Source organism: Streptomyces paromomycinus (assembly GCF_003865155.1).
Taxonomy (GTDB): Bacteria; Actinomycetota; Actinomycetes; order Streptomycetales; family Streptomycetaceae; genus Streptomyces; species Streptomyces chrestomyceticus.
This window is the reverse complement of sequence record NZ_BHZD01000001.1, coordinates 1,910,504-1,934,540: the sequence shown is the minus strand read 5'-3', so window position 1 is coordinate 1,934,540 and position 24,037 is coordinate 1,910,504. Positions and strand designations below refer to the sequence as shown.

Genomic DNA, 24,037 nt, shown 5'->3' with positions numbered 1-24,037 from the left:
TGTCGAAGGCGGGCCGGCCCGGCGGGCCCTCCGTCATGTCGCTGAATGGTCCCACTGGTTGCTGAAGGACAGCTGGGAACGGGCGGCGGGGGTGGCGATACCGGGCAGCAGGTAGCGCCACAGTGCGACCAGGCGTTGGTACAGGTCGGAGCGGCCGGTGGAGATCTGGGAAAGGAGCTGCGTGCCGGAATAGGAGCTGACCAGCGTCCAGGCCAGTTCGTGCACGTCGACGTCCGCCAGCAGTTCGCCCTTCTCCTGGGCGGCGAGCAGTTGCTCGGCGAACTGGGCGACCCAGTATTGGTACGGAGTATCGTCCGGAGCGCCGAATTCCCCCTGCTCGACGGCCAGCCGCACGCCGGCGCGCAGCAGCGAGTTGGTCTGCAGCTCGCCCGCGAGGTAGAGGTTGATGTCGATGAGGCGCTGCAGGCCGTCGTCTCCGGGGGGTGCTTCCAGCCCGTTGCCCTGCTCCACCATGACCGTGTGGGCCAGAGCCTGCTTGCCGGAAAAGTGGAAATACAGTGCGCCGGGGGTAATGCCGGCCCGGCTCATGATTTTGCTGACGCTTGCGCCGCTGTAGCCGTATTCATCGAACACTTCAGAAGCTGCTCGAATGATCCTCTCGCGCGTTGCGACTGCTCGCTCGTGCACTGACTGCACCGTCTCTTTCGTCATCCTTAGGCATGGTACGGAAGGTGCACAGAGGGAAGGCCGCGGGGGTTCAGGCGCAGCTCACGCTCTATGGATGTTGCTCCCCAAATGTGGTCAGAGCGCTGTCTGAGTGCGGCTCCTGGACTGGCTGAAGGCTCGCGACCGCATCCTCGGGGGCCAGGGCATGCGGCTCTCCCGGCAGCGCTTACCCGAGGTGGGCGGTACATCGTAAGGCTTGCTGCTCAGAGGGGAGCTGGTCCGGCGTGAGGGGGCCGGCGTGTAACAAGAGCGGTGAACTTGCCGAGGGGCCCGGCATGGGGTCCTGCATTCCCTGCCGGATAGTGATAGGCGTCCAAATGTGGCGATGCGTGACTTCGTTCCAATACTGGCCGAGCCCGTCACCGAGCTTCCACCGGTAGGCAAATATGGCTTCGAAGCAAAGTGGGACGGGTTCCGCTGCATTTTGGAGCGCGCGGCTGACGGAACGGTCCACCTGCAGTCACGCCAGGGCACTGCGCTGACCGTGGCGTTCAGTGACATCGCAGAGGCTGCGCAACGCGATTTTCCCGAGGAGGTGCTGCTTGATGGTGAAGTCGTCATCTGGCATGGAGGGCGACTGGACTTCGGCCGGCTGCAACGACGGCTGAACAGGAGGCTGGCAACGGTGCGCCGCGAAATCGCGCAGAGCCCGGCTCATTTTGTGGCCTTCGATCTTCTGCGTCGTGCCGGTGAAGACCTGACCGAACGCACCTATAGGCGGCGCCGAGACGGGCTGGAGGCTCTCTTCGAGGAATGGCACCTGACGCCACCGTGGACTCTGTGCCCTGTGACCTACGACCGGCAAGAGGCCAGGCGGTGGATGCAGGAGTGGGCTGCCGCGGGCATCGAAGGCATCGTCGCCAAAAACGTACGACAACCATATAGACCCGGCGTCCGAGGCTGGATAAAGGTCCGCACCCGGCACACGGCGGAAGCCATTACCGGCGCGATCACCGGGACGTTGGACTGTCCCGCCAGCGTTCTGCTCGCCCGGTTGGATGAGCGACAAAACTTGCGCTTCGTGGGCCGCAGCGTACCGCTTGCTCGTCAGCTCAGCCGGGAGATGGGAGCGCAGCTGTTGCCCGCTGCTTCTGGCCATCCCTGGCGCGGACGCGTCTTTTCTGCTGGCTGGGGCTCGCGTGAGACGTTGCGCGTCACGCTGGTCGCTCCGGAGCTGGTGGTGGAGGTCAGCGGGGATACGGCCGTTGACGCGGGCCGGTGGCGCCATCCGGTGCGGGTACAGCGTCTGCGGTCGGATATGACCACGTCGGACGTTGCGTTGTTCGGGTCGGGAAACGGACCTTCGGCCGGGTGAGCCCGGCCAGGTGGTGCTGGCTCGGACCCGGTCCGTCTGCCCGGCCTGACCCTCGGAGGGCTGGGATGTGAAGCGGCGCTCAGCGTGTCCGGGAGGCGCGGGTTGTGGGGGGCTGGGGCGGGAGGGTGGGGGCCGGTGCGGTGTGGTGGGCCCGTTGCGGTGAGCCGGTGGAGGGCAGCCGATGAGTGACCTGCCCGTGGGCGAGTTCGTGGGCTAGGTCCTCAAGGGCGGTGACGGGAGTCTGCGGGGAGAGTCGGAAGCGCCAGGTGGGCCGGTCGGTGCTGGTGCCGGCCCAGGCGGTCCAGCCCGGCAGGCTGTCGGCGGTCCGGGTGGTGCGGGCGTCGAAGCGCAGGCCGGCGCCGTCGCCGTTGGGCGGTGTCCACTGGATGCCCCAGGTGTAGCTCGTCTGCTGCCAGCCCGCTTCCAGCAAGGTGGAGGCTGCCGTGGCCAGGGCTGGTTCGGGGCCCGTGGCGCGGGCGTGTCCAGGCCCGCTTTCGGGCCTGGGGCGGTGCGCGTCCGGGGAGGTGAGGGTGTCGAGCAGGGTGCGGACGAGGGCCGCTGGGGTGCGGGCAGTGGCGGTGGCGTGCCAGAGGCGGTCGCCGACGGGGGAGTCGTAGGCGGCGAAGGCCCAGGCCGTTTCCTTGGGGGCGGCTTCGTGGGTGAACTGGGCGCGCCGGGTGAGGGATTTGTGGCTGGCGACGGTCGTCTCGTCGCTCCAGGTGCGATATTTTTCCCAGTCCCGGTGGTTGTCGAGGAAGTCGGCCAGCAGTGCTTCGTGGTCGCCGGCATCGGCGGCGTAGACGGGGACGGTGCGGGTCGCCGGCTCTTGCGTCTCGGTCTGTGACTGCGTCTCACGTGCGGGAGCCAGGGCCTGTGCGGCGGCTTGTTCCGCGTCGGTGGCGGGGGCGGGGCCGGGGCGCACGGCGGCGCCGTGCAGGCGCTCGAATTCCGTGAGGGCTTCGGTCGGCCCGGTGTAGACCGTGGCGATTTGCCGCAGGTGGTCTTCCCCGTGCAGGTGGACGCCGCGGCCGTCGCGGTAGGTGCCGACGGCGACGATGGTCCAGCCGTCATGGGCGTGCAGGTGGATGGTCAGGCGCCCGGCGACGATGTCGTCGTGGATCTGCTGGGCCTGGTTGGAGACGTCACGGATCTCGTCGCGGTCCAGCCAGTGCAGGGGATGGCCGGCCCAGTCCCACTCGGTGTCGATGTCTTCCTGGAGCGCGGGAGTGATGGCGACGGTGATGCCCGCCGCCCGCAGCGCCTGGGCGGCCTGCTGGGCGTAGTGGGGTTCTTCGTGGTCGATGCGGGCCAGGACCAGGCTCTGCTCGCCGGTGGGGCGGAAGCCGTGGACGCTCAGCAGGGCCCGGGCCGTGGTGGGGGAGGAGCCGGTGAGGGTGGCGGTGACGGCGGAGGTGTGGTGGGGGTGGCGGTCGAGGCGGACATGGGCGGCGGTGTCGGACTGGGGCAAGGCACTCGCTTCCGGGCCCGGCCGGATACGGCGGCTCGGCCGGGCAGGTGGGCTATCGGGAGACTCGGGTGGTCGGGGAGGCGGCGGTGGATCGCAGGCGCGGCCCGGCGCGGGGCACGGCTGGGGAGCGGGGCGTGGCGGGAGCGTGGGTGGCGTGCTGCCAGCGGGTGCGCAGGGCAGTCAGGTCGGCCAGGGCGCGGCGGCTGCCGGTGGCGAGCTGGTGCGGGGTGTTGGCCGCATCGTCGGTGAACGCCCGGATGCGCAGGGCGGTGGTGTGGGCCTGGGCGAGCAGGGCGCGCCGCAGGATCTTCTCGCCCCAGTGTTCGGGGGTTCCGACCGGGGTGGCGAGCAGATCGATCAGGTCGGCGGGGGTGAAGCCGGCGTGCAGCAGGTGCTGGTGCTGGGCTTCCCACAGCACGGTGACCGCGTCGACCGGTTCGCGGCGGTGCACCAGCGCGGTCAGGCACGTAAAGAGCTGCCCGTGCAGCGGCAGGGCGAAATCCTCGGGCTGCAGCCAGCGCATCTCCCGCAGCCTGGAGGGCCGTGCTGTTGCACACGCGAGCAGCGCCCGTTCCTCCTCCAGCGCCTCCTCGCCGGCAGTGCGTCGGGTGGGCGGGGGCTGTGGGGTGCGGGGCAGAGAGCCGGGGTGCGGGGCGAACTGGCCCGACAGCGCCTCCAAGGCGTCGGCCAGGGCGTCGCACTGGGCCAGTACGGTGGCGGTGGGGCCGGGCAGCGATGCATCGGTGGCGGCCTGGGCGAGGCGGTCGGCGTGCTCCCGCAGCATGCGGCGGGCGTGGTCGGCCTGGATCATGCGGGCGTAGGCGGCCGCGTGCCCGGGCCAGGGGCAGCGTTGGACGAGGGTGTGCAGGTAGGAGGCGGTCAGCCCGGGCGCCTGGGGCCGTGCCGCGTCCAGAACGCGCCGCAACCAGACCGGGGTCTTACGGTGCTCGGCGGCGGCAGGTACGGCAGCGGTACGCATCGCCGCGTACAGGGCGCCGTGGGCGTGGTCGCCGAAGTGCTCCGCGGCCAGGTGATTGAGTTTGTCCAGGCGTGCGGGTTCGAGGAGGAGGGCGCCGAGCAGGGCCTGCTCGGCGTAGAGCACCGGGGCCGGAGGATGTGCGTTCGCCAGTCCGGTGGCCTCGTCGGGTTCGGGTGCAGGGGGTTGGTGGCGCATCAGGCGGCCAGGGTGAGGTCGTCGGGGCCGAGGGGGCGGCCGAGGTGCGGGGCCAGCAGGTGGGCGGCGAGCCGGGGTGGGACGGCGTTGCCGATCTGGGAGAACTGCTGGCCCTTGTTGCCGGCCCACGGGTAGTCGGCGGGGAAGGTCTGCAGCACGCCCGCCTCCGGGGCGGTGATGCGAATTGCCTCCGGCGCGGGGGCGTCCTCGGCCGTTGTCGGGTGGGCGGGTTCGGCGACCCAGACGCACTCGTTGGCGCGGTGTCCGAAGAACAGCGTGCCGGCCGGCTCGTCGGCGCGGCGGATGGTGGCGTTGGTCTGGCTGTTGGTGCGCAGCGACCATGTCCGTGCCGGTGCGGTGCCGGCCGGGCCGCCGGTGCCACGGGTGCGGGGCGGGGGCTGCCAGGTGCCGCGGTCGCGGGCGTCGGCGAGGGTCTTGCGCGAGCCGGAGGGGAAGGGTTCGGGGCCTCCGCCGGGTCCGCCTCCGGCGCACACGGTGGGCACGGGCCGGTCGGTGGCGCCCCAGCCGAGGGCCTCGGCCATGGAGATCCAACGGTCCCGGCCGGGGCCGAAGAGCGTGGGAGGTTCCGGAACGCGGGCATGTGTGGGCTCCGGCGGTGCGGCGGGGTGGGTCCGGGAGGCGAGCAGGATGGCCCGCCGTCGCGTCTGCGGCACGCCGAAGTCGGCCGCGTTGAGGATCCCGGTCCAGACGGAGAAGCCCCACGAGCGCAGGATGGCCGCGTACTGCTTCCACAGCGGCAGGACGTCGGGCACTTCCTCAATGGCCACCCATCCCGGCTCGCCCGCCGTGTTCAGCGCGTGGAGGTAGCGCATGGGCTCGGCGGCCAGCAGCGACCGCTCATCCCGGCAGGCGCCGAGCAGCTTGTCGCGGGTGTCGCGTCCGGCGGCCAGGTCGGCGACGGCCTGGTGGACCAGCGGCTGGTCGAGCAGGCCGAGCCGCTTGCCGGCCATCGACCACGCCTGACACGGAGGCGAGGCGATCAGCCCCGTGCAGCGGCCGAGAAACGGTCCCACCGGGTAGCGGGCGACGTCGGTGCGCAGTGTCAACTGCCCGGCCGCGGCGCGGGTGCGGCAGGCCCACGCGTCCCACTCCAGCCCGATGTCCCGGACGCCGAGCAGCGACAGGGCGTAGGACCAGCCGCCGGGCCCGGCGAACAGGTCCAGGATCACGCGGCCAGCCCGAAGTCGTCCTGTTCCGGCTGCTCGCCGCGGCAGGCCCAGGGCGAGCAGCCGTCGGCCACGCCTTCTTCCAGCGCGACAAGAGTGTCGGGGTCCGGGGCCTGGTCGCCGAGTTCGGCCTGGCGGGCGGCCCATTCGGCGGCGGTGACGTGGTCGATGGGCGCCTGGTCGAGCGGGACGCGGGAGCGGTGCAAGAACGCCTGGCCGAGCAGCTGGTTGCCGGAAGTGTTTGCGCGGGCGTTGCCGCCGCGGATGGCCGCATCGAAGGCGACGACGTCGTCCCACTCGGCGGGGCTGTGGTCGCGGATGTGGCGCCACTGGGCGTTGCCGTGGAAGGGGCAGCCCAGGCAGCTCGACTTCGGGGTGTCGGCCAGGCCGCGCTGTTTGAGGTAGCGCAGGCAGTCGGCGCGCGACCAGCCCAGGTCGATGAGCGGGTGCCGGTTGCGCATGTAGGCGACGTCGGCGTCCTTGGCCCGGTGGAACTCGTCGGTGGAGATGCCGACCCACTGCTCGACGAACACACCCTTGGGGATACGCCGCGGATACGGGTAGCCGAGGAGGGCGCGGACCTGCTTCTTGATGGGTTTGATCTTGTATTCGCCGGTGCACTGGCGCCGGGTCATCCCGGCCTTGCCGTCCTGGTTGAGGACGTGCAGCGGCATGGACGCGAACCGGTGGTCCGGGTTGAGCGCGTCGTTGCGGATGTTGCCGGAGGAGACGCGCAGGACGGGGATGCCCGCCGGTTCGGCCACCTCCTTCTCCAGGCGGTCGAGATGGTCGTAAACGGCCTGCGGTTCCCACCCGGTGTCCGCGAAGATCGCGCAGTCGACGGGCGGCAGGGCCCCTTCGGCGGACAGGGCGAGCAGGGCACTGGACTGAACACCGGCGCCAAGGGAGAGGGAACGGAAGGCGGGGGTTGCGGGAATGGGGCGTCCTTGCGGTGTACGGGGTCGGCAGCCGAGGCGTGCGGTCAGCGCCGGACGGGGGCGGCGCGGGACGGGGCAGGCGCCGGCGGCGGGGGAAGCGGTGCGGCGGGGGCCTGCGGTGCGGCGAACGAGGGGCGCACGCTGTCGAGGCCGTCGGCCAGGTGGCGGGTGGTGTCGGTGGCATCGCGCAGCCATTCCCAGACAGGGGCGGGCAGTTGGCGCGCGTTGTCCCGGGCCCATTCGAGGATTTCGGCGGCGTTGCGCAGCTGGTCGGCGAGCTGCGTCAGCACTGCCTGCCGCTGGTCACCGTCGCGTGTCGTTCCGAGGGCCTGCAGGAGTTCGTCGAGCGCCGTGGGCAGCGGCGAAGGGGCGGCCGGCAGGCCGTACAGCCGGGCGTGCAGGGAGCGGGCCACGCCGTTGACCGGGCCGCCGGTGCCCCGGTAGCCGAAGCGGGGACCGGCCTGGCGGCGCACGCTGAAGCTGGCGATTACGTCGCGGGGCGCGGCGTCCGGGTGGATCTGGGCGGCGAGGGCGAGGGCGAGGGCGATGTCGTGCGGGGTCGGGGTGTCGTCGGTGGGCGTGGGATCTCCCGGGGACGGGTTAGAGAGAGCGGCTGGGGGTGGCTTGGGGCGCCGGGGCCGGGCGGGCGGCGGTGCGCCTGGGAGCCGGGGGCCGGCCGAAGGTGGCGATCAGGTCGCGACGGCCGTCGGCGCTCAGGTGCACCCGCTCGTCGTGCAGCCACAGCGGGCACTTCTCGCGGACGAGGAGGCCGCGGGCTTCCAGCGAGCGGAGAGTGGCGAGGGTGATGCTCCAGTCATCGCGGCGCAGGTACGGCTTGCCGTTGGCAACGGTCACTTCGCCGCGGGCCACCGCGCGCAGTGCGGCGTGCTGGGCGGGGGAGAAGCCGGGCGGCTGCTGTGGGGGCAGATCGCCCCGGCGGCGCCGTTCGGTGACGAGGACTTCCGCGGCCGTCAGAGTGTCCTGGGGGCCCAGGGCGGTCAGTTCCCGGACGAGGATGAGGCGGCTGTTGGCCGTCTGCAGGGCCTGCTGGTAGGTCAACAGGGGGCCGTCGCCTTTGACGGGCACGCAGGCGCGGGCGTCGTCGATGATGTCCTCGGCGTCCAGGAGGTGGCCGGCTGCGGCGGTGGCCAGGTGGGCGAGCTGCCGGACCCGCGCGTACACGGTGCGGATCTCCGGGCTGTGGTGCATCCGATGGGCGTCGAGGCCATCGACGATGTCCAGTGCCAGTCGGGCCAGGTCCTGGGTGGGGACGGCCTGCTGCGTCAGGGCGGTCGCGGGACTGAGACCGTCCAGCCGCAGGCGGGAAAGGTAGTCGTTCTGGCGGGCGAAGTCGCCCCCCAGGAGCAGGAGCTTTTCGGCTGGGGCGGTGGGTGCGGTCATCGGCGGCGGGACGGTTCCGTTCGGTGTGGGGGGCGGCGTACCGGGCCGCCGAGTGAGCGTTGGCGTGGCGGCGGGGGGCGTTCACAGACGACACCGGCGCCACACGGACGGCTCCGCGGGGCGGCGGCTCTGCTCGGCAAGGCGTCAGGGCTGTCAGCGGGTGCGGCGCGGCCGGTCCGGAGCCGGGGCTGCGGGCGGTGTGGGCGTGTGGCCGCGGGTGCGGGCGGGGGCGGCGGGGATGTCGGCGGGGGTGCGGAAGCCGAGGCCGATGCGGGCGCCCAGGTTCTCCATGAACAGAGCGATCTCCGCCTTGACGACCGCGCCGAGCTGCCGGGTCTCGTCCGTGCCGGCGGACAGGGCGTAACCGTCCGGGGTGGCAGTGAAGCCGTGGTTGGCCAGGACGCGGCGGGCGGCGTCGGTGCGGGCGGTGGCGGTGACGCGCTCGCCGGAGACATTGAAGTGGACATCCGGTTCGGGCAGCGGCACGTCCGGGTTCCAGCGCGTGGTCCAGCTCAGGTCGGACACGTCCCAGGTGTGCTGGAAGAGGAAATGCATGGCATCGCCGGTGCGGGTGTGGGCCTGCTCGCCGGCGTAGGCGGGCGGCAGCAGATACAGCGGGCGGCCCGGGCCGCTGGGCTGGCGGGCGGTGAAGCCGTGATCGGTCAAGATGCGCTGGGCCGGGGGGATGGCCCGGTTGAGCAGGACGAAGGTGTGGCCGTCGTCGGTGGACCCGATGACGACATCGTTGTGGTCGATAAAGGCCATGGTGCTCCGAAGGGGCAAAGCGGGGTTCGGGTAGGAAAGTTGCCGCCGGTGGCCGCGTGAGCGCCGGGGCTTCAGGCAGCGGCGGTGAAGCCGGACTGGGCCGGGGCAGCCTTGGCAACGGCGCGCTCGGTGATGGCCTTGGAGGCACGGGCGGAGGCGGCGGACAGCTCCGCGGCGCCGGGCTCGGCGTACCAGGGACGAAGGGTGAGCATGGCGGCGCGCATGCCGGTGGCGAAGCACAAGGCGGTGCCCTTGGCCAGGGCGCGAATCGCATCGGCGGGCAGAATCCGCTCCTGGCGCATCGACACGGAGGTCGACTTCCCGGACTCGGAGTGCGAGGTCGAGGTGGTCTCCACGTCGTGGTCACCGATCAGCCGGGAGAGTTTGTCGGCGAAGTCGGGGTCGTCGATGCCGGAGCCGATGACCTTGACGGTGGAGGCGGACCACATGGCGTCCATGCCCGCGTCCCCCCAGACTTTCTGGCCCTGCCGGTAGGACTGCAGGATCGTCAGCGGGATGATGCCGCGCGAGCCCAGGTGGGAGTACAGGTCGGGCAAGTCGCTGATCTTGCACACGTTGGCGGCCTCATCCAGGATCGCCAGCGCCGGGGGATCGAGGCGTCCGCCGGCGCGTTCGGCCTGGGCGGTCGCGGCCCGCATGACGGAGTCCGCGCACGCGGCGATCAGGGCGCTGGCTCCTCCTCCGCCGTCCTTGGAAAGCAAGTACAGCGTGTCGCGGCTGGTGACGAAGTCCGCCGGTCGGAACTCCTCAACGTCCTTCTGCGGAGTGACCCAGGCGGCGATCTCGGCGTTGAGCAGGGCCGCGGCGTACTGGCGGGCCGTCTCGAAGATGCCGTCCCTGGTCTCCGGCGGGCCCTCGACGGTGCCCTTGAGCTGGGCGGCGACGGCGGCGAAACCGTGATCGCGCAGGATGTCCAGCGGGGTGCGGTCGGCGGGGAAGGCGAGCCAGGCCATGATGTCGGTGATCGGCCGCTCGTCGAGGGCGGCGGCCAGCAGCAACTGCGACAAGATGTTGGAACCGGCCTTCGACCAGAAGTCGCCCTGCTGGGAGGCGTCCACGCTGGCGGCCAGGAAGTGCCCGGCCAGCCGGTTCGCGCCGTCGAGGGTGATGGCGTCGGCGAGCGGGTTCCACCACATCGTGCGTTCGGCGTGGGCAATCTGCTGCGGGTCCATCGACCACGTCCGTCCCACGCGCGAGCGCACGTCGATGCTGGCGGTGTAGGCGTCGTTGGCCGCTTTGTTGCTGGTCAGCAGGACCGGTCCGGGGGCGTTGAGGATGGCAGGGACGGCCAGGCAGGTTGTCTTGCCCGAGCGCGGCGCCATGATGGCCACGGCAACGTCCTCGTAGCCCATGCGGACCTCATGCCGGGTGCCGGCCAAATTGCCCAGCAGGATGCCGGTGTCCTGGGCCGCGATGGTCTTGGCGTCCTTGAGGCTGGGGCGCAGGCTGCGGGCCTTGGCGGTGATCTGCTTGGCGAGCAGCGGCTCGATGTCGGACCGCTTGGCCATGCCCGCGACGGCCTTCGTCTTGCCGGAGCCCTTTTTGTGGCGCGCCCACAGCACGGCGGCGAGCACGCCTAGGAGGAGCAGCAGGCTCAGCGGGGCGATGCGGGTTCCGACCAGCAGGGACGTTTCTGCGGTCTCGGGCCACAGGCGTTCGGGCTGCAGGAGCGCGCTGGTGGGTTCGTACGGGGCCCAGGGGCCGGTGTCGGTGAGAGAGGCGGTGAGATTGCCGCCGAGCCAGGCGAGGTTGGCCAGGGGCACCGCCGCGGCCATGACGCCGAGCAGGATCTTGAAGCCGATGTCGGTGCCCGCGCCGGAAGAGGAGGAGGAGTTGGGCAAGAGTGGATTCCAGGGGCATGCGGGGTATGCGGGTCAGCGCGTCCGGCGGGGCGATGTCTCGGGTGGCTGCGGCGCGGGACGTGGGGCGCCCGCTCGCCGGGCGGTGAGGTCCTTGACCCGGTGCTCCAGCGCGGACGCGACGGTGGCGGCCGGTACCTGGCACGGGGTGACATGTGTGTGCGGGGTGCCGTAGTAGGGGATGCGCGTGGGGTCGAGGCCGCGGCGAAGTGGGGTGTCGTCGGCCAGCGCGCGGGTGAAGCCGGCGACCAGGTGCGGCGGCGTCTCGCCGCTCAGGTGTGCCTGCCAGATCACCCCGTGGGCGACGGTCGGGAGCGCGGCCCTGGCGAACCAGAAACCGGAACTGTGGGTGAAGTGCTCGATGCGGACGTATCCGTCGGGGGAGACGAACGCCTTGCGGGCAGAGTCGGTGCGCCAGCCGGCGCGGTGCAGCGGCTCATACGGGTCGGAGGTTGGCGCGGTCTCCGCAACGGTGAGGGCGTCGGTGAGCCCGGCGATGATCTCGACGGGGGTGCGGGCGCCGAAGCTGGCCGACCAGGCCCGCTGCCCGTCGGTTGCGGTGTGCTCCAGCCGCCACCACGGGCCGTCGGCGTCGGGCTCCAGCCGCAGCAGCGCCTGCTGGTCGGGGCTGGAGAGCAGCACCCGCGGCATCAGCGGGTCGTGACCGTAACTCCAGCCGCCGGCCCGGTGCAGGGCAACGGTAATCCAGGACGGATCACCGCCGCCGGCTATGCAGCGCGGCTCGACCAGGGCGATGTCGATCTTGTCAGGCATCAGCGCTGCCTCCGGGGCGTAGGGGACGTGGCGGAGGAGGCCGCCGGTGCGGGCGCGGGGGCGCGGGGTGTAGCGCGCGGGGGTGTGTGCTGGGCGGTGGTGTTGATGTCGAGCAGCACCTGGCCGTGGTTGGACCACTCATAGAGGTAGTGCCAGGCTTCGGCGTCCCGCTCCGCCCGGGCGTCGTCGTACGCCTCGGTGCCCGGCCGCGCGGCGGCCGGCAGACTGTCGCGGTCATCGAGCCAGGTGCGCTGCACGGCATTGAGCTGGTCCAGGGCGACATCGAGGGCGGCGAGCTGCCACGTCCAGCGCGGCTGGATGGCTCGGGCGGGCAGTCGCCGTATCTGGCCCGCGGCGGTACTCAGCAGCTCCTTGGCGTGGCTGCGCACGCGGTTGAAGGCACGCCAGGCGTCGGCATCCCGGCGGCTGGCCCGCAGCCCGTAGGCATGTGGGTCGTGGGGCCAGCCGTCGAGATCAGTGTGCTCGTCGGAGTAGACGTCCCAGTCAGCGAGGATCTGTTCGCTCTCGCGCAAGAACGCGGCGAGCTGGTCCAGGCGCTGCTGGTGAACGGCATCGGAGGGTGAGGCGGTCACTGAATCTTCCGGGTGGGGTGGGTGCCGGGCGTTGCGAAACGAGCCGGTGGGGCGGCGCTGCGCGGTTGGGCCGAGCCTGTGTGGAGCTGGGTTTCGGGTGCGGTGGCCCGCCGGATCCGGCGGGCGGCGTTGCGCGCGTCGGCCAGACGTTGGCGGTGGGCCGCGATGAGCTGTTCGGCCTGGGGGCCGGTGCGTTCTTGCGTGACCAGGTGGGTGTGCGGGACGTCGCCCATGCCGCGTTGCAGGGGGCGGTCGGTGGCCAGGGCCGTGAGGAATCCGGTGGTCAGGTGCGGTGGCGTCGCCTGGTCGATGTAGGCCCGCCAGATGTGGCGGCCACCGAGGCCATGGGGGTTGGTGGCCTCGGCCTGCCAGGGACGGAGGTCGGTGTCCGCGTACCGCAGTACGCGGACGGTGCCGTCCGGGTGCACGCTCTGCTCGCTGCCTTGGTCGTCGCGCTCGTAGGTCCAGCCCGCTTGCGTCAGGAGCGTCCAGGTCTCGGGCGGCTCGGACGGTGCGGGGTGAAGGAGCGCGTCGGTGAAGCCCGCGAGGATTTCCACCGGCAGGTTGCCGTCGAACGCCGCACGCCACGATCTGCCGTCCGTGTGGCCCCGAAGGCGCCAGGCCAGCGCGTCGGAGCGGGCTCCGGGTTCCAGGACGAGGCTGGAGGCATAGTCGGGGCTGGCCAGGATGACGTGGGGGTAATCCGGCGCGGAGTGGTTCTTCCACCCGGCGGCGCGCAGGGCCTGAGTGATGTGGCGGAAGTCGCCGGCTCCGGCCAGATGGGGCGGGGTGGTGGCGAACTGAATGCGGTTGGCGGGCTCGTTGGCGCGGGTGAAGAAGTACTGGTGGTTCATCGCTGCCGACCGCCGTGGTGTGCTGCGGCGTACGCCGCTGGTGCGGGCATGTGGGGGCGGGGCTGGACGGTGCCCCAGGTGCGCCGGGCCGGGGTGCGGGCCGCGGCGACACGGTCTTGCTGCAGGGCGCGCAGCTGGGACGGCAGCACCATGTACGGGGTGACCGTGGCGTGCTGGGCGGCGGCAAAGGGGACGTGGCCGGGCGGGCGCAGCAGCGGTCTGGGATCGGCCAGGGTGGCGGCGAAGCCCTCGATGGCGTGCAGCGGGGTGTTCTCGCTGAAGACCGCCCGCCAGGCGACCACATGCTGGCCTGCCGCGGTGGTGGTCCTGGCCGCTGCCCACCACATGGTGTTGTCCTCTTCCTCCCGGAACTGCAGGCGGGCGGATCCGTCAGGACTGGTGACGGTGGGGTGCTGCCCCTCCCCGGCGCGCCAGCCCTGGGCGGTCATCGGGCGCCAGGCGTCCGGGGCATGAGGGGAGCGGGCCCGGGTAAGGGTGTCGGTGAATCCCGCGATGATCTCGACCGGCGTCGCGGCGTCGAAGGTGGCGTGCCAGCTCTGCCCGGGGGCGTTCTTCGGCCCGCCGGACATGGTCCACATCGGGGGGATGATGTGGTTGGCGTAACCGATACGGATGGTGCGGTCGCGGTTTTCGAAGGAGACGGGCGAACCGTGGCGGGGGGTGTGGTCCTTCCAGCCGGCTGCGCACAGGTATTCGGTGATGTGCCGCAGGTCTCCGGCGCCGGCCAAGTGCCGGGGCGCGACGAGGTAGTGCTGCTGGGGTACTTCGCCTGCGCCCGGTCCCCATCGGGCCTGCTGATGCTTTTTCATCGGCGTCTCCGCACGACCATGGCCGAGGCCACCGGCTTGGGCACCGGCCCGTGGGCAGCGGTCCGGGGCTGGGCGAGATGGTTGAGGTCCTCGGCGTGCACGTCGAAGTCGGCGGCTAGCTCGTGGAGGTCGTTGGCGGCGCGGCCCACCGCCAGGCAGACCTCGGGCCGCAGGGCACCGCTCTCGGCGTGATCGCGGGTGATGCGCGAGCCGGTGTCCAGCAGTGCGGCCATCCGGCCCAGAAGCCCCGTGTCGCAGTCCAGCACCCGGGCCAGGGCCTGGGCGGCCTCACGGGGCGGGGCCTGGGAGATCAGCTCGGAGAGCTGTCCGAGCTGGTGGGCGATGTCGTCAGCGACGCCTACGGAGAAGGGAGTCGGGTCGGTCATTTTCCTCCGTGAAACGGATATCGGTGCGACGGACGGACGCCAGGAAGGTTCAGGAGGGCGGCCTGCGGCGGGCTTCGTCGAGGGCGGCGTAGGGGCTGGTGGCCAGCGGGATGGGGCGCCGGTCGCTGCCGAGGGTGCAGGTGTGCAGGTAGCGGCGGATCAGGAAGGCCGCGAGCCGGGCCGGGCGCCGCGGGGACATCGGGGGCAGCGGGCGAGGACAGAGGGGAATCGTTTCTCCAGAGCGGGGCAACGTGTTCTGGTCAGTGCCTGCTCCGGGAGCCGGGAGCAGGGGCGCTGGGTGGCACGGGCCCTGCAGACCGGGGCGTGCCGGGACGCTGGCCCTGCACGTGGCGGGCGGCTTGCTGGTAGGCGGCCTCGTCGAAGATCTCTTTCGCGATGTTGACGCGGTATCCGGCGGCCAGCAGCCAGGGAACGGCGCTGCTGGCCACCCGGTGCTGCTGGGCCTCGGGGATGTGGTCAGGGACCTGGTGCCACAGGTAGATGGCTTGGCCATGGCGCTGCAGGCCGAGACTGTCCAGCAGGGCCAGAAGTGTCTCGGGTGCTGCGGTGCGGCTGTCGGCGTAGATGGTGCGGTCAAAGGCACGGCGGTAGATCTCGACATCGGTGCCGCATTCGTCGGCCAGGCTCACGGGGCGCTCCATTCTGCGAGGGCCACCGGCGCTTGGATGGCGGACTGCGCCCGGTCGGTGCGGGCGGGGCTGGGCCGGCCGGGGCCGGTATGGCGGGGGTGCGGGTGGGCGGTGCGCTGACGTGGTGCGGATCCGTTCGATCCGTCAGTGTCCGGGTGAGGTCGCGCGGGGGCTCATCGGCTGCGCGTCGCCGCACGGTTGGGCTGTATTACGGGCGTGGGCCGGGCGGCGTCCAGGGCGGGCTGCTTGGGCGGGTGGCGCAGGGTGACGCCGATGCCGTGCGCACCGAGCTGCTGGCCGGCGTTGCGTACGCAGCGGGCCTGATGGGCGGTGTCGTCTCCGGACAGGACGAAGGCGTGCTCGGCCGGGTCGTAGGCGAACCCGTTTTCGCACAGGGTTTTCGCCGCTTCCTGGCTGGTGGCCTTGGCGGCCAGCAGGCCGTCGCCGTACCAGGTCATGACGACCGTCTCGGGCTCCGGTGCCGGGGCGCCCGGGGGCGCAGGCGGGTGCGCGGCGTTGTGCTGGACCTGCGCGAGGGCGGTGGCGTAGCGCGGCAGCAGGTCGAAGTGGACGTCCTCGGCGGCCATATCGACGTCGGTGCTGACAGCGATGCCGTCGGGCTCGCGCACGCCGCGGAAGGCTTCGGGGTCGATGCCGGGTGGTGCGAGGACCCCGACGAGGTGCTCGTCGGGGTGGCCGGGACGGTCGATGAGGTACAGGCGGGTGCCGTCCTCGTGGGTCAGCACCGCGTGGTGGTGCAGCACATACTCGGCGATGGCGCCGGAGACCAGGTTCATGTCCCAGACCTGGTCGGCGGTGGGGAACTGGTCTTCATACTCGTCGTGCTGGTGGTACTCGCTGGTCCAGGAGCCGGGCAGTTGTTCGGCGAGGGCGGTGGCGAAGGCGGGCAGATCGCGGGTGTCGGGGTCGGGCATGCCTCTCCGGTAACAAGGTGGTGGGGTCAGCGGCGGCGGCCGGTTGGAACGGTCGTGGGGGGACGGGGCACTGGGGTCGGCGCGGGCGGGCAGGGGCACACCGCCGATGCTTCGCGTTCGGTGGGGGCGACTTCTTGAGGGCACGGGGTGCGGTGCGGGTGGGCAGCGTGCCGGTCGGCGAGGTCGTTGCGCGTGCCGCTCACCTCGAAGGTGATGGCCTCCAGGCGGCTGACGAGGTGGCGCAGCCGGTTGGCGTAGTGCGGGTCGGCGGGCTGGCCGAGGTCTTGGTGGAAGTCGGCGCCGGCGGTGAGAACTTCGCCCACAGCGGTGAGGATTCCGTCGTGGGTGGCGGTCAGCTCGGTCAGGACAGCGGCGACTTCGTCGCTGTCCTCGGCTTCACGGATACGGCGCGCCAGGTTGTTGATCTGTGCGCCGAGGGTGAGGTCGTGCGGTATCGGCGCGGTGGCGGCGAAACTGGGGTCGTGGTCGACGCGGTAGCCCACCGCGCTGAGCCGGGCGACGGCCCGGCTGGCGAGACGGACTTCCTCGTTCTTCTCCAGGCCCGTCGGCAGTCGGTGGTAGTGGTCGTGCAGGCGCACCACGGGGACGAAGCCGGAGCGCTGCAAGATGCTGTGCGCCTCGGGGTCTCCGCCCCGAGCGATGACCTCATCGCTGTGCGGGTCGACACGGATGCGCAGGATTCGGTCGGCGAGGGACAGCGGGGGCGCCAATCAACGGTGACGGAGGAAAGGGGCAGTCGGCGGGGGCGTGGCGGACGGCCCCGGGCGGGCAGGCGTCCCACCGTCCGGTGAGGCGCCGGTGGCCAGAACCCCGGTGGCTGCTTCGAGATCCTGCTGCAGGGCGTGCAGGCGCCGAGCGGCCCACTCCAGTCGGTGCCCGGCCTCCCGCAGCCAGGCGTCAGGGTGGTCCTCGGCCTGGTGCGCCGTATGTTCGACGCACCGCCGCACGGGCGCCAGCAGGCCGTGCTGCTCATCGACCAGGTTGGTGATCCGGCGTGCGAGCTGCTGCAGGTCGGTGGTCAGCCCGTACTCGGCGACCAGGGCGGCCAGCTCCGCGCTCGTCTCCAGGCGGTGCGGCGCTGGGGCGGGCCCGGGGACGTCGGAGGGCGCCGGTCCGTCGGTGGGCGTGTGCGCGGAGCGCTGGCGGTGCCGGCCCGGCTTGGTGATGGCTGGGGTGGCGCGCAGGGGGATGAGGCCGAAGTCGTCTTCGACCCGACGCGCCTCCTGCGCCAGCCGCTGGTGCAGCTGGTGCGGGAGGGTGACCCACTGGCCGTCCTGCCGGATGAGGCTGGCGATCAGATCCAGGCGGCCGGGACGGGTCTGCACGGCGACCCAGCGGCACGTGTGCGCGTCACCGGGGCGCGCGAAGCCGGCCGCTCGGGCGTACCGGTGAGCAATCTCGCTCCACTCGCCGGGCGTGAGCGTCCGGTCTTCGGGGTGCAGCCGCAGGCTCAGGTGCCAGATGGGGCGGTGATCGCTGTTGGGCGGTGCGGTCGCCGCCCCCTCGGTGGCCGGTGCGTCGAGGAGCCCGGCCCACAGCTCCGCGGACGGCTGCTGGTGTTCCGCTTCGGGCACCCGGCGGACGAGCCGGGGCCAGCCCGCGACGATCCTCGCCGGGGGGACGGAAGCGTCCGCCTGCGGCCCGAGGACGGCGTGCAGGAGCGGTGCGGCGCAGGGTTTGCGCGCGTGGAGGCGGGGGATCACCGGGCGTCTCGCAGGTCGCGGTTGTGCACGAGCTGGTCCAGGGCGGTCAGGGTGTACCAGCCGCCGTCGACGACCCGGTCGGCGGGCATCTGCGGCAGCAGCACCTCGCCCAGCGCCTTCAGGTACCCGGCGCAGTCGGGGCAGTAGCGCTGGACGTGGACCATGTAGCGGGGGTGGGCGGTGATGAAGGTCCGCTCGCCGCCGTGCGGGTTGCGCAGCCGCCAGCCGTCCTCGTCGGTGGGCGTGTGCCAGGACGGGGCGATCACCGTCATCTCCTCACCGCACAGGTCGCCGCCGAAGGCACCCTTGAGGATGACGACGCGGTCGCCGGACGTGAAGTGGGCGTGGGTGATGTCGCGCTCGGGGGTGACGGTGTCCGCCGGTATATACGGCGGCCGGAATGCGGCGTCGGGCAAGGCGGATCCTTCACAGGAACGGGCGGGGATGGTTTCCATGGTGCGGGCAAAGCCCGGTTTGGCTAACCGGGCTTTGCCCGCTATACACAGGCGCCGTCACCGGAAGGGGTTTTCGGTGCCGCCACGGTCGTCGTCGGTGGCCGCCTCCAGCAGTTCGGGCAGGTCTGTCCCCTCGGCGTCGCGCTGGTCGATCCACCAGCCGGCCCGGGTGACGGCGCGCGCCTGCTCCTCCACGCGCCCCCAGTCCGCCTCGTCCCAGTCTCCGTCGAGAACCAGGGCCGTGTGGGCGGCGGTGACCAGCTGGTGCCGGCAGCGCTCCCCCCAGTCCAGCGCCTTGACCGGTCCCTCCAGCGGCGGCATGTCGAACTTCCGGGCCCACTCGGTGGCGGCAGCGGCTTCCTCGGCCCGCTTGGTGGCGAGCCACTCTTCCTTGCTGGCCCGGTCACCGTCTCGGGCGGCCTTCCAGCAGTCGGTACAGTCCTTGGTGGCGAGCCAGCGGGCGAAGGAGGCCCGCTTGTCGGCGGGCCGATCGGACAAATCCCGTTCGCCGCTGTGCCCGCAGGCGTAATCGACGGTCCAGGTCGTACGGACGGTCAAGCTCTGTACTCCTTGATCAGGTTTTGGGGGTGGTGGGTCCGCCGGACGCGGTGGCCTTTACCGCCGCGGGCTGGCTGCGCGGCGTGGCGCAATGCCGGTAGACACCGTTGGGGGCCCTTGCTCGGCGGGCCGTTGAGCGCTCAGCGCGGGTGGCGGTGGGGCGGGCGGCAGGTGGCGGGGGCGGGCCGTGCGGTAGGGCGGCAGCACGCCAATGCTGGCGGCCATGTCCTCGCCAACGGCGCGCAGTTCGCCGGTGAGCTGGGAGACCTGGGCGGCAAGGTCGTGCAGCCGGGCAGCGAGGCGCTGGCCGTCGTGGGTGTCGAGAGCATCGCCGAACTCCGCGCAGGCGCTGACGAACTCACCCAGCCGGGGCATTACTCCTGCGGGCCCGGTGCCGTTGGTGACGCTCAGGAGGAGGTCGGCGACATCCCCGGTCTGGCGGGCTTCGAGGACGTCCTGGGTCAGGTCCTGCACCGGAACTTCCGGCGACAGGACGCGCTCGCTGTAGGGGCTGACGTCAGGACGCAAGACACCAGGCGGAACGGGCGGCGGCACTGAGCGGGCGGCGGTGTCTTGGTCCGGGTAGTGCCCAAGCACGTGCAGCTGGGGGCTGCCCAGGTCGCCGGCGAGCGCGAGGACGGTGGTGTCCTCGCCGTCCAGGTGGGCCAGGGTGATCTGCTGGCCGGTGGTGTCGTACCAGGTCTCGAAGGCGTCGAGCGTGCCGCGCCCCCGTGCCGCCTGTACCAGACCGCTCCAGTACCGCTGTTTCTGGACGGACAGTGAAGGAAGAACGGCGGGCCGATGATACTGGCCTATGAGGGCACGCACTACGGGGGTGTGCTCGGCCCAGGTGGTGATGTATGGCCAGAGGGCGGCGTGGCGGGCCGTGGGCACGGGCTGGGCGGCGAGGATGCGGTGGCTGTGGATGGTGGCGTGGTCCAGGTCGTCCAGCAGGAGCTTCCAGGCGCTGTGATGCCGGGCGGGCGGCAGGGCGGCCAGCGCGGTGCGGGCCTGGGTGAGGATGGACTCGGCGTGGGGCAGCAGGTGGTTGGTGAAGTCCTGGGCCGCGTGGCGGTTGCGCTCGGCTACTGCCTGCCGCGCCGCGGCGGTGTCGAAGAAGCCGCCGTACCGGTCGCGCAGGTCCGCGAGAGCCTGGGCGCTCCGCCGGTGGACGGCCGTATAGCAACGGTGCCATGCGTCCAGCTGCTCGATGGGGGCGGCGGAAGAGGGCGTGGGTTCGGAAATGTGCGGCTCCGGGGGCATCAACGGCGGGCGCTGTTCAGGCTGTTGGGCTGCGGTGGGCGGGTCGGGGTTGCCGTAGTGGAGCGGCATGCGCGGGAGGGGGGCTGGTCCGGGCGCAAGCCAGGGCCAAGGGTGACCGGGTAGCGGGCCGCGGTGAGCATCTCCGCCGCGAAGGCGGCGTGCTCGTTCTCCCACGCGGTGCCGAGATCGAACGGCAGCCTGTGCCAGGTGGCGTGCAGAACGGGTTGGGACAAGAATCCGGCGCGGTGCAGGATGCTGGCGGCGAAGGCGTCGATCGGGCCCTCGGCCTCGACTTCACCGCCGGGACCGCGCGTGATGCGGATCGGATCGTCGGCCATGCTCACCTGCCTCGCCCGCGCCTGGGGGCTGCAGCCCGCGGCGCCCGTGACGGAGGACTCGGGACCGCGGCGCCGAGGGGCGGCGACTCAAGAGACCGGTCGTACTGCGGCGAGCTGGCGGCGGCGGCGCGGGCGGCCTGGGAACGCTGTGCTGTCAGAGCAGAAGGTGCGGTGTGCGGAGCGGCATCGAGAACGTCGTCGGCGTGGACGGTCCACCGGCGGCGCAGGTCATGCACGGCCTGCCGGGTACGGCGCAGCCCATCCCGGTGCGGATGGGTGAGCCGGTACAGCCCCGGCGCCTCCAGCACCGGTACGAACTGTTCCCGGACCAGGTACCAGTGGGCGAGATGGTCCGGGAAGCGGTCGGTGGGGGCGGCGACGAAGCCGTACTGCGAGTCGATGGCGAAGCGGACGTGCGGTTGGTCCATAGGCGGGCCTTTCTCGGTGCTTCAGCGCCGCGGGGCGGCGTCGGGGGCCGCGGCGGGCCCGGGCAGCGATGGGACGGTGGCGGACAGCGCGGTTTCCTGGGCCCGGAGCGGGCGAGGTTGTCCTCCGTAGGAGGCGCGGGCCTGCTGCAGCAGGACATCGCCGTCCTTCAGCCATGTCTCGATCGCCGGCCACACCCGGCGGTCGCGCTGCGCCTCGGCCTCCACGAAGGGAATGACGCGCTGGGTGTCAGGAGACTGCCGCAGTCCGTCCTTGACGTCGTTCCACTCCGCCCGGGCGCGCTGGGCGCTGTGCAGCGCGGAACGCAGCCGCTCCAGAGCGTCGGCGTCTGCACGTCGGGGGGCCGCGTCGGAGGGACAGTGCTCCAGCAGAGCCGGGCCGTGGGTGAGGACGTCTCGGAACGCCGTCCAGGCGAGGTCGCGCAAGGTGGCGTTGGCCTGGTGGAGACTGTCCGGTCGGAGCGGGCTGGCGTCGCTGTCCCGGCCGGAGGCGACCATGGCCTGCCAGGTCTGGTACTCCTCGCGGATCCGGGCGAGGGCATCTTCGACCGTGGTGGTGCGGCGGGCGAGCAGGGCCTGGTGGTAGGCGGGCAGGAACCGATCGTTCACGATGCGGCCGGCCAGCCCGGCAGCGGCGGGCACGATGACGCTGCGCGGGGCGTGAGGTTCGTGGTAGTTGTCGGTGAAGCCGTTCGGGGCGAAGGCGCCCACCACGTAGCCGTGCTGATGACCGGGCCGCTCGATGAGCAGCAAGGTGATGTCCGCGTCGTTGCTGAGGACGGCCGCGTACGGCACCTGCAGGTTCTGGACGGCCTGCGACAACTCACCGCAATCCCACAGCCACGGCACGAGGTCCTCCTGCCACAGCGGGTGGGAGTAGACCTCCAGCTCGACTGTCCAGGTGCCGCGAAGCTGGGCGGCGAAGTCCTGGGCCACATCGCCGAGGAAGCGGCGGGAACTGGCCCTGACACTCGCCTGGTGGCGCTGCGCGGCACGCATGAGGTCGGCAACGGTCGTGCGGGCAGCCTGCGGATCACCGACCGGCAAGGCGAAGGTGCCATCATCGTGCCGCTGAAAGCCGGATGTGCTCAGCGCCGTCTTGGCCCACCGGTACTGCCTCCCGGTGGGGATAGCCACGATGCCGGCGTTGCGGCTGAACGCCAGGGTGATGGTGGCGAGGGAAGAAGCGGGCATACAGCTCCAGGCGGAAGATTCGACGACAGATGGGGGCCTGCGCGTGCTCGCAGTGCCGGGGAGCGCGGCGGACGCGTGGAACCCCCGGCCCAATCACCGGCGCTTCGGCGGCGACGGCAGGTCTTGGCGAGACACAAACAGAAATCCGACGGCAGCGCCCCCACCGCGCAAACTGCTCATGCTCGGGCGGCGGCACTCGTAACACGGCGGCGTTCGGCCAGGGCGGCGCGCAGCCGCTGGCCGTGGCGGAAGGCGAATTCGCGCGCCGGCCCCTCGAACGTGTCGAACTGCGGCCCGCGGGTCATCTGGTGGGGATGCTTGCGGTAGAAGTACACGACGTGGGGGAGCAGTTCGCCCGCGGCCAGGGTGGTGACGCCGTTGACCATGAGGAAGTCCTCGGCCTGCGGCAGGCCGCCGTGGCCTCCGGCGGCTCGGACCAGCTCGGTGTGCGCCAGCAGCATGGTCTGGCCCAACGGGATCTCGGCCGTGGGTGAGGCCCAGTACGTCCACACGTCCCCAGGCTCGTGGCGGCCGGGCGGGGTGGGACAGACCCAGGTGCGGGTGGTGCCGTCCGGCAGCAGGTCCGCCGACCAGCCGGCCACCCAGCCGAGTCCCGTCGTGATGAGGTGCCGGTGGCGCACGGCGAGGCTGTCGGCGGGCAGCAGATCGTCGTCGTCGGCGTAGGCGACGAACTTGGTGCGTACCTGGTTCAGAGCCAGGTTGCGGGCCGCGGCGGCGCCGACCGCACGCGGCAGCGCCAGGACACGGACGCGCGGGTCATCAGCGAGCGCCGACGGGACGCAACCGGGGTCGGCGCCGTCCACGGCCAGTACCGCCTCCCACGGAATGGTCTGCTGGGCGAGGCTGTGGTGCAGCTCGCACAGGTAGTCCAGGCGTTCGGGACGCAGCTGGGTGGCGATGATGATCGTGATGTCGGGGCTGGCAGGGTGGCGGGACAGCAGGTGCTCCAGGAACGGGGTGGTGGGCAGGTGTCAGCGGCGTGCGGGCGTGCGGGGCGCTGAGACGGTGGCGGGGGCGGTGGCCGGCTGGGTGCCAAGGCGGCTGGACGGCAAAAGCTCCGGCGGCGGGGACAGCGGCGGCGGGCACGATGGGCGCCACTGGCCCGGGTGGTCGCTGAAGCGGGCGCGGGGGTCGGTATCCCAGCTCACGACGGGACCGCGGAGGTCTTCGTGCAGGCTGATGACTTCGATGCCGTGCGGATGCAGGACATACCCCCATTGCAGGTCCTGCTCGCCCGCGCTTTCTTCGGTGACGGTCATGCGCTGGGGTGGGGAGCCGTCCGGGCAGATGAGGTCGTCCATCGTGCGGCTGGGCCAGCTCTCCCCGCCGGTCAACACGGTGCGCAGGGCGGCGGGGGCACCGTCGAGGAGGTCGGTGCCCAGCTCGTCCCAGGCGACAGCGACCTGGTCGACGAGGTGCCGGATCAGGGCGTCGGTATCACCGGCGAAGCGGTACCGGTGTGCGGTGAGCAGCAAGGGGAGGTGGTGGCTGGGTATGCCGTCAAGGTGGACGTAGATGCCGCTGTAGCCGGTCTCGGTGGGGCGGGCGAGGAAGGACCGCGTGGACAGAAGTGGATCCCTTCTACGGGCGGTTAACGGGAGGGGCGGCGCGGCGCAGTGGTGCCGGGAGGCGACGGTGCAACGACCGGGGCGGGGCGGGGCGGCTGCGGGGGGCGGTGGGCGCGGCGGTAGGCATCCAGGAGGTGGTCTTCGCCGAGGTCGGTGAGGGCCTCGCCAAGGTCGGCAAGGCGCCGGGCGTAGACGCGGTAGTGGTCGGCGACGCCGGGCTCGTGGTGGCGTCCGCACCATTCGGCGGCGGTCTCCAGGAACTGGTGCAGTGCGCCGAGCCCGCTGCGACCGTCACCGACGACCGCCTCGGCGACGGCCTGGAACTCCGCGGCGGTGCGGGCGCGGCGCAATTGGTCGGTCCAGGCGGTGATGCTCTGGCCGGCGTCTGCGACGGCGAGGCGGTCGGTGAACTCCCGAGCGCTGCGCTCGGCCCAGCGGTGCAGCGCGTCAGCGCTGACCTGGTTATTGCGTACGGCGTTGTCGGACGGTTCGAAGCCGGACTGGTGAGGGGGCAAGGCTTTCCTTGGGGCAGGCAGAGCGGTACCGGGCTAAAACCTCAGCGGCACCGTCGTAGGGCTTCAGATGCGCTGATGCCCTCGAAGGTTCCTGTCGGGTCGGGGCAACGGCGGTGCC

General features: G+C 71.9%; 29 protein-coding genes. 1 reads left to right on the top strand and 28 read right to left on the bottom strand.

Annotated elements, in window-relative coordinates; genetic code table 11:
* Positions 1 to 33: 33 nt before the first annotated feature.
* Complete coding sequence (locus OEIGOIKO_RS07670; protein ID WP_125053111.1) at positions 34 to 672, bottom strand: ScbR family autoregulator-binding transcription factor; 639 nt, start codon at positions 670 to 672, stop codon at positions 34 to 36.
* Between the two features lie 340 nt (positions 673 to 1,012).
* Between OEIGOIKO_RS07670 and OEIGOIKO_RS07665 the strand changes: the two genes are divergently transcribed.
* A complete protein-coding gene (locus OEIGOIKO_RS07665; protein ID WP_125053109.1) occupies positions 1,013 to 2,002 on the top strand; it encodes an ATP-dependent DNA ligase in 990 nt (329 codons plus the stop codon).
* A gap of 79 nt (positions 2,003 to 2,081) precedes the next feature.
* Here the strand turns inward: OEIGOIKO_RS07665 and OEIGOIKO_RS43460 are convergent, their stop codons facing one another.
* From OEIGOIKO_RS43460 to OEIGOIKO_RS07535, 27 genes are all read right to left on the bottom strand, one after another.
* Complete coding sequence (locus tag OEIGOIKO_RS43460; RefSeq protein WP_125053107.1) at positions 2,082 to 3,470, bottom strand: SPDY domain-containing protein; 1,389 nt, start codon at positions 3,468 to 3,470, stop codon at positions 2,082 to 2,084.
* Between the two features lie 52 nt (positions 3,471 to 3,522).
* Complete coding sequence (locus OEIGOIKO_RS07655; protein ID WP_170251626.1) at positions 3,523 to 4,644, bottom strand: DnaB-like helicase N-terminal domain-containing protein; 1,122 nt, start codon at positions 4,642 to 4,644, stop codon at positions 3,523 to 3,525.
* Positions 4,644 to 5,834 (bottom strand): DNA cytosine methyltransferase, encoded by a 1,191-nt coding sequence (locus OEIGOIKO_RS07650; RefSeq protein ID WP_125053105.1) that lies wholly within the window; start codon positions 5,832 to 5,834, stop codon positions 4,644 to 4,646. Before OEIGOIKO_RS07650 ends, OEIGOIKO_RS07655 begins: the two co-directional genes overlap by 1 nt.
* Positions 5,831 to 6,709 (bottom strand): adenine nucleotide alpha hydrolase family protein, encoded by an 879-nt coding sequence (locus OEIGOIKO_RS42085; RefSeq protein ID WP_125058560.1) that lies wholly within the window; start codon positions 6,707 to 6,709, stop codon positions 5,831 to 5,833. Before OEIGOIKO_RS42085 ends, OEIGOIKO_RS07650 begins: the two co-directional genes overlap by 4 nt.
* Before the next feature lie 104 nt (positions 6,710 to 6,813).
* Positions 6,814 to 7,242, bottom strand: coding sequence for a hypothetical protein (locus OEIGOIKO_RS07640; RefSeq protein WP_125053103.1), 429 nt, complete (start codon positions 7,240 to 7,242; stop codon positions 6,814 to 6,816).
* A gap of 127 nt (positions 7,243 to 7,369) precedes the next feature.
* Positions 7,370 to 8,170: a hypothetical protein gene (locus OEIGOIKO_RS07635; RefSeq protein WP_246177254.1), complete on the bottom strand. Its 801-nt coding sequence runs from the start codon at positions 8,168 to 8,170 to the stop codon at positions 7,370 to 7,372.
* 153 nt (positions 8,171 to 8,323) lie between these two features.
* A complete protein-coding gene (locus OEIGOIKO_RS07630; RefSeq protein WP_125053101.1) occupies positions 8,324 to 8,935 on the bottom strand; it encodes a hypothetical protein in 612 nt (203 codons plus the stop codon).
* Positions 8,936 to 9,006: 71 nt separating this feature from the next.
* Positions 9,007 to 10,797 (bottom strand): type IV secretory system conjugative DNA transfer family protein, encoded by a 1,791-nt coding sequence (locus OEIGOIKO_RS07625; RefSeq protein ID WP_125053099.1) that lies wholly within the window; start codon positions 10,795 to 10,797, stop codon positions 9,007 to 9,009.
* A gap of 33 nt (positions 10,798 to 10,830) precedes the next feature.
* Positions 10,831 to 11,589 (bottom strand): SPDY domain-containing protein, encoded by a 759-nt coding sequence (locus tag OEIGOIKO_RS07620; RefSeq protein ID WP_125053097.1) that lies wholly within the window; start codon positions 11,587 to 11,589, stop codon positions 10,831 to 10,833.
* Positions 11,589 to 12,182, bottom strand: a complete 594-nt coding sequence (locus tag OEIGOIKO_RS07615; protein WP_125053095.1) for a hypothetical protein — start codon at positions 12,180 to 12,182, stop codon at positions 11,589 to 11,591. Before OEIGOIKO_RS07615 ends, OEIGOIKO_RS07620 begins: the two co-directional genes overlap by 1 nt.
* A complete protein-coding gene (locus tag OEIGOIKO_RS07610) occupies positions 12,179 to 13,036 on the bottom strand; it encodes an SPDY domain-containing protein (RefSeq protein ID WP_246177253.1) in 858 nt (285 codons plus the stop codon). The genes OEIGOIKO_RS07615 and OEIGOIKO_RS07610 overlap by 4 nt, the downstream gene beginning before the upstream one ends.
* Positions 13,033 to 13,866, bottom strand: coding sequence for an SPDY domain-containing protein (locus tag OEIGOIKO_RS07605; RefSeq protein WP_125053093.1), 834 nt, complete (start codon positions 13,864 to 13,866; stop codon positions 13,033 to 13,035). Before OEIGOIKO_RS07605 ends, OEIGOIKO_RS07610 begins: the two co-directional genes overlap by 4 nt.
* Positions 13,863 to 14,252, bottom strand: a complete 390-nt coding sequence (locus OEIGOIKO_RS07600; protein WP_125053091.1) for a hypothetical protein — start codon at positions 14,250 to 14,252, stop codon at positions 13,863 to 13,865. The genes OEIGOIKO_RS07605 and OEIGOIKO_RS07600 overlap by 4 nt, the downstream gene beginning before the upstream one ends.
* 49 nt (positions 14,253 to 14,301) lie before the next feature.
* Positions 14,302 to 14,451, bottom strand: a complete 150-nt coding sequence (locus OEIGOIKO_RS41470) for a hypothetical protein (RefSeq protein WP_170251622.1) — start codon at positions 14,449 to 14,451, stop codon at positions 14,302 to 14,304.
* A gap of 61 nt (positions 14,452 to 14,512) precedes the next feature.
* Positions 14,513 to 14,902 (bottom strand): hypothetical protein, encoded by a 390-nt coding sequence (locus tag OEIGOIKO_RS07595; RefSeq protein WP_125053089.1) that lies wholly within the window; start codon positions 14,900 to 14,902, stop codon positions 14,513 to 14,515.
* Between the two features lie 173 nt (positions 14,903 to 15,075).
* Positions 15,076 to 15,837 (bottom strand): hypothetical protein, encoded by a 762-nt coding sequence (locus OEIGOIKO_RS07590; protein WP_125053087.1) that lies wholly within the window; start codon positions 15,835 to 15,837, stop codon positions 15,076 to 15,078.
* Positions 15,838 to 15,863: 26 nt separating this feature from the next.
* Positions 15,864 to 16,568 (bottom strand): hypothetical protein, encoded by a 705-nt coding sequence (locus tag OEIGOIKO_RS41465; protein WP_246177252.1) that lies wholly within the window; start codon positions 16,566 to 16,568, stop codon positions 15,864 to 15,866.
* Positions 16,569 to 17,561 carry a relaxase/mobilization nuclease gene (locus OEIGOIKO_RS07580; protein ID WP_125053085.1) on the bottom strand — a complete coding sequence of 331 codons (993 nt, stop codon included), beginning with the start codon at positions 17,559 to 17,561 and terminating at the stop codon, positions 16,569 to 16,571.
* Entirely contained in the window at positions 17,558 to 17,977 is a 420-nt protein-coding gene (locus OEIGOIKO_RS07575) for a hypothetical protein (RefSeq protein WP_107087549.1), read from the bottom strand. Before OEIGOIKO_RS07575 ends, OEIGOIKO_RS07580 begins: the two co-directional genes overlap by 4 nt.
* Before the next feature lie 96 nt (positions 17,978 to 18,073).
* A complete protein-coding gene (locus OEIGOIKO_RS07570) occupies positions 18,074 to 18,574 on the bottom strand; it encodes a hypothetical protein (RefSeq protein ID WP_125053083.1) in 501 nt (166 codons plus the stop codon).
* 57 nt (positions 18,575 to 18,631) lie between these two features.
* Positions 18,632 to 19,906, bottom strand: a complete 1,275-nt coding sequence (locus OEIGOIKO_RS07565) for a hypothetical protein (RefSeq protein ID WP_125053081.1) — start codon at positions 19,904 to 19,906, stop codon at positions 18,632 to 18,634.
* Positions 19,837 to 20,175 (bottom strand): hypothetical protein, encoded by a 339-nt coding sequence (locus tag OEIGOIKO_RS07560; protein ID WP_125053079.1) that lies wholly within the window; start codon positions 20,173 to 20,175, stop codon positions 19,837 to 19,839. Before OEIGOIKO_RS07560 ends, OEIGOIKO_RS07565 begins: the two co-directional genes overlap by 70 nt.
* 2 nt (positions 20,176 to 20,177) lie before the next feature.
* A complete protein-coding gene (locus tag OEIGOIKO_RS07555; protein WP_125053077.1) occupies positions 20,178 to 20,603 on the bottom strand; it encodes a hypothetical protein in 426 nt (141 codons plus the stop codon).
* A gap of 21 nt (positions 20,604 to 20,624) precedes the next feature.
* Positions 20,625 to 21,815, bottom strand: a complete 1,191-nt coding sequence (locus tag OEIGOIKO_RS07550; RefSeq protein WP_125053075.1) for a hypothetical protein — start codon at positions 21,813 to 21,815, stop codon at positions 20,625 to 20,627.
* A gap of 176 nt (positions 21,816 to 21,991) precedes the next feature.
* The gene (locus OEIGOIKO_RS07545; protein WP_371859012.1) at positions 21,992 to 22,735 is read right to left on the bottom strand and encodes a glycosyltransferase; all 744 of its coding nucleotides are present in this window, start codon (positions 22,733 to 22,735) and stop codon (positions 21,992 to 21,994) included.
* 72 nt (positions 22,736 to 22,807) lie between these two features.
* The gene (locus OEIGOIKO_RS07540) at positions 22,808 to 23,311 is read right to left on the bottom strand and encodes a hypothetical protein (protein WP_371858895.1); all 504 of its coding nucleotides are present in this window, start codon (positions 23,309 to 23,311) and stop codon (positions 22,808 to 22,810) included.
* A 116-nt stretch (positions 23,312 to 23,427) separates the two neighbouring features.
* On the bottom strand, positions 23,428 to 23,919 hold the full coding sequence (locus OEIGOIKO_RS07535) for a hypothetical protein (RefSeq protein ID WP_125053071.1): 492 nt from the start codon (positions 23,917 to 23,919) through the stop codon (positions 23,428 to 23,430).
* Between the last annotated feature and the right edge of the window lie 118 nt (positions 23,920 to 24,037).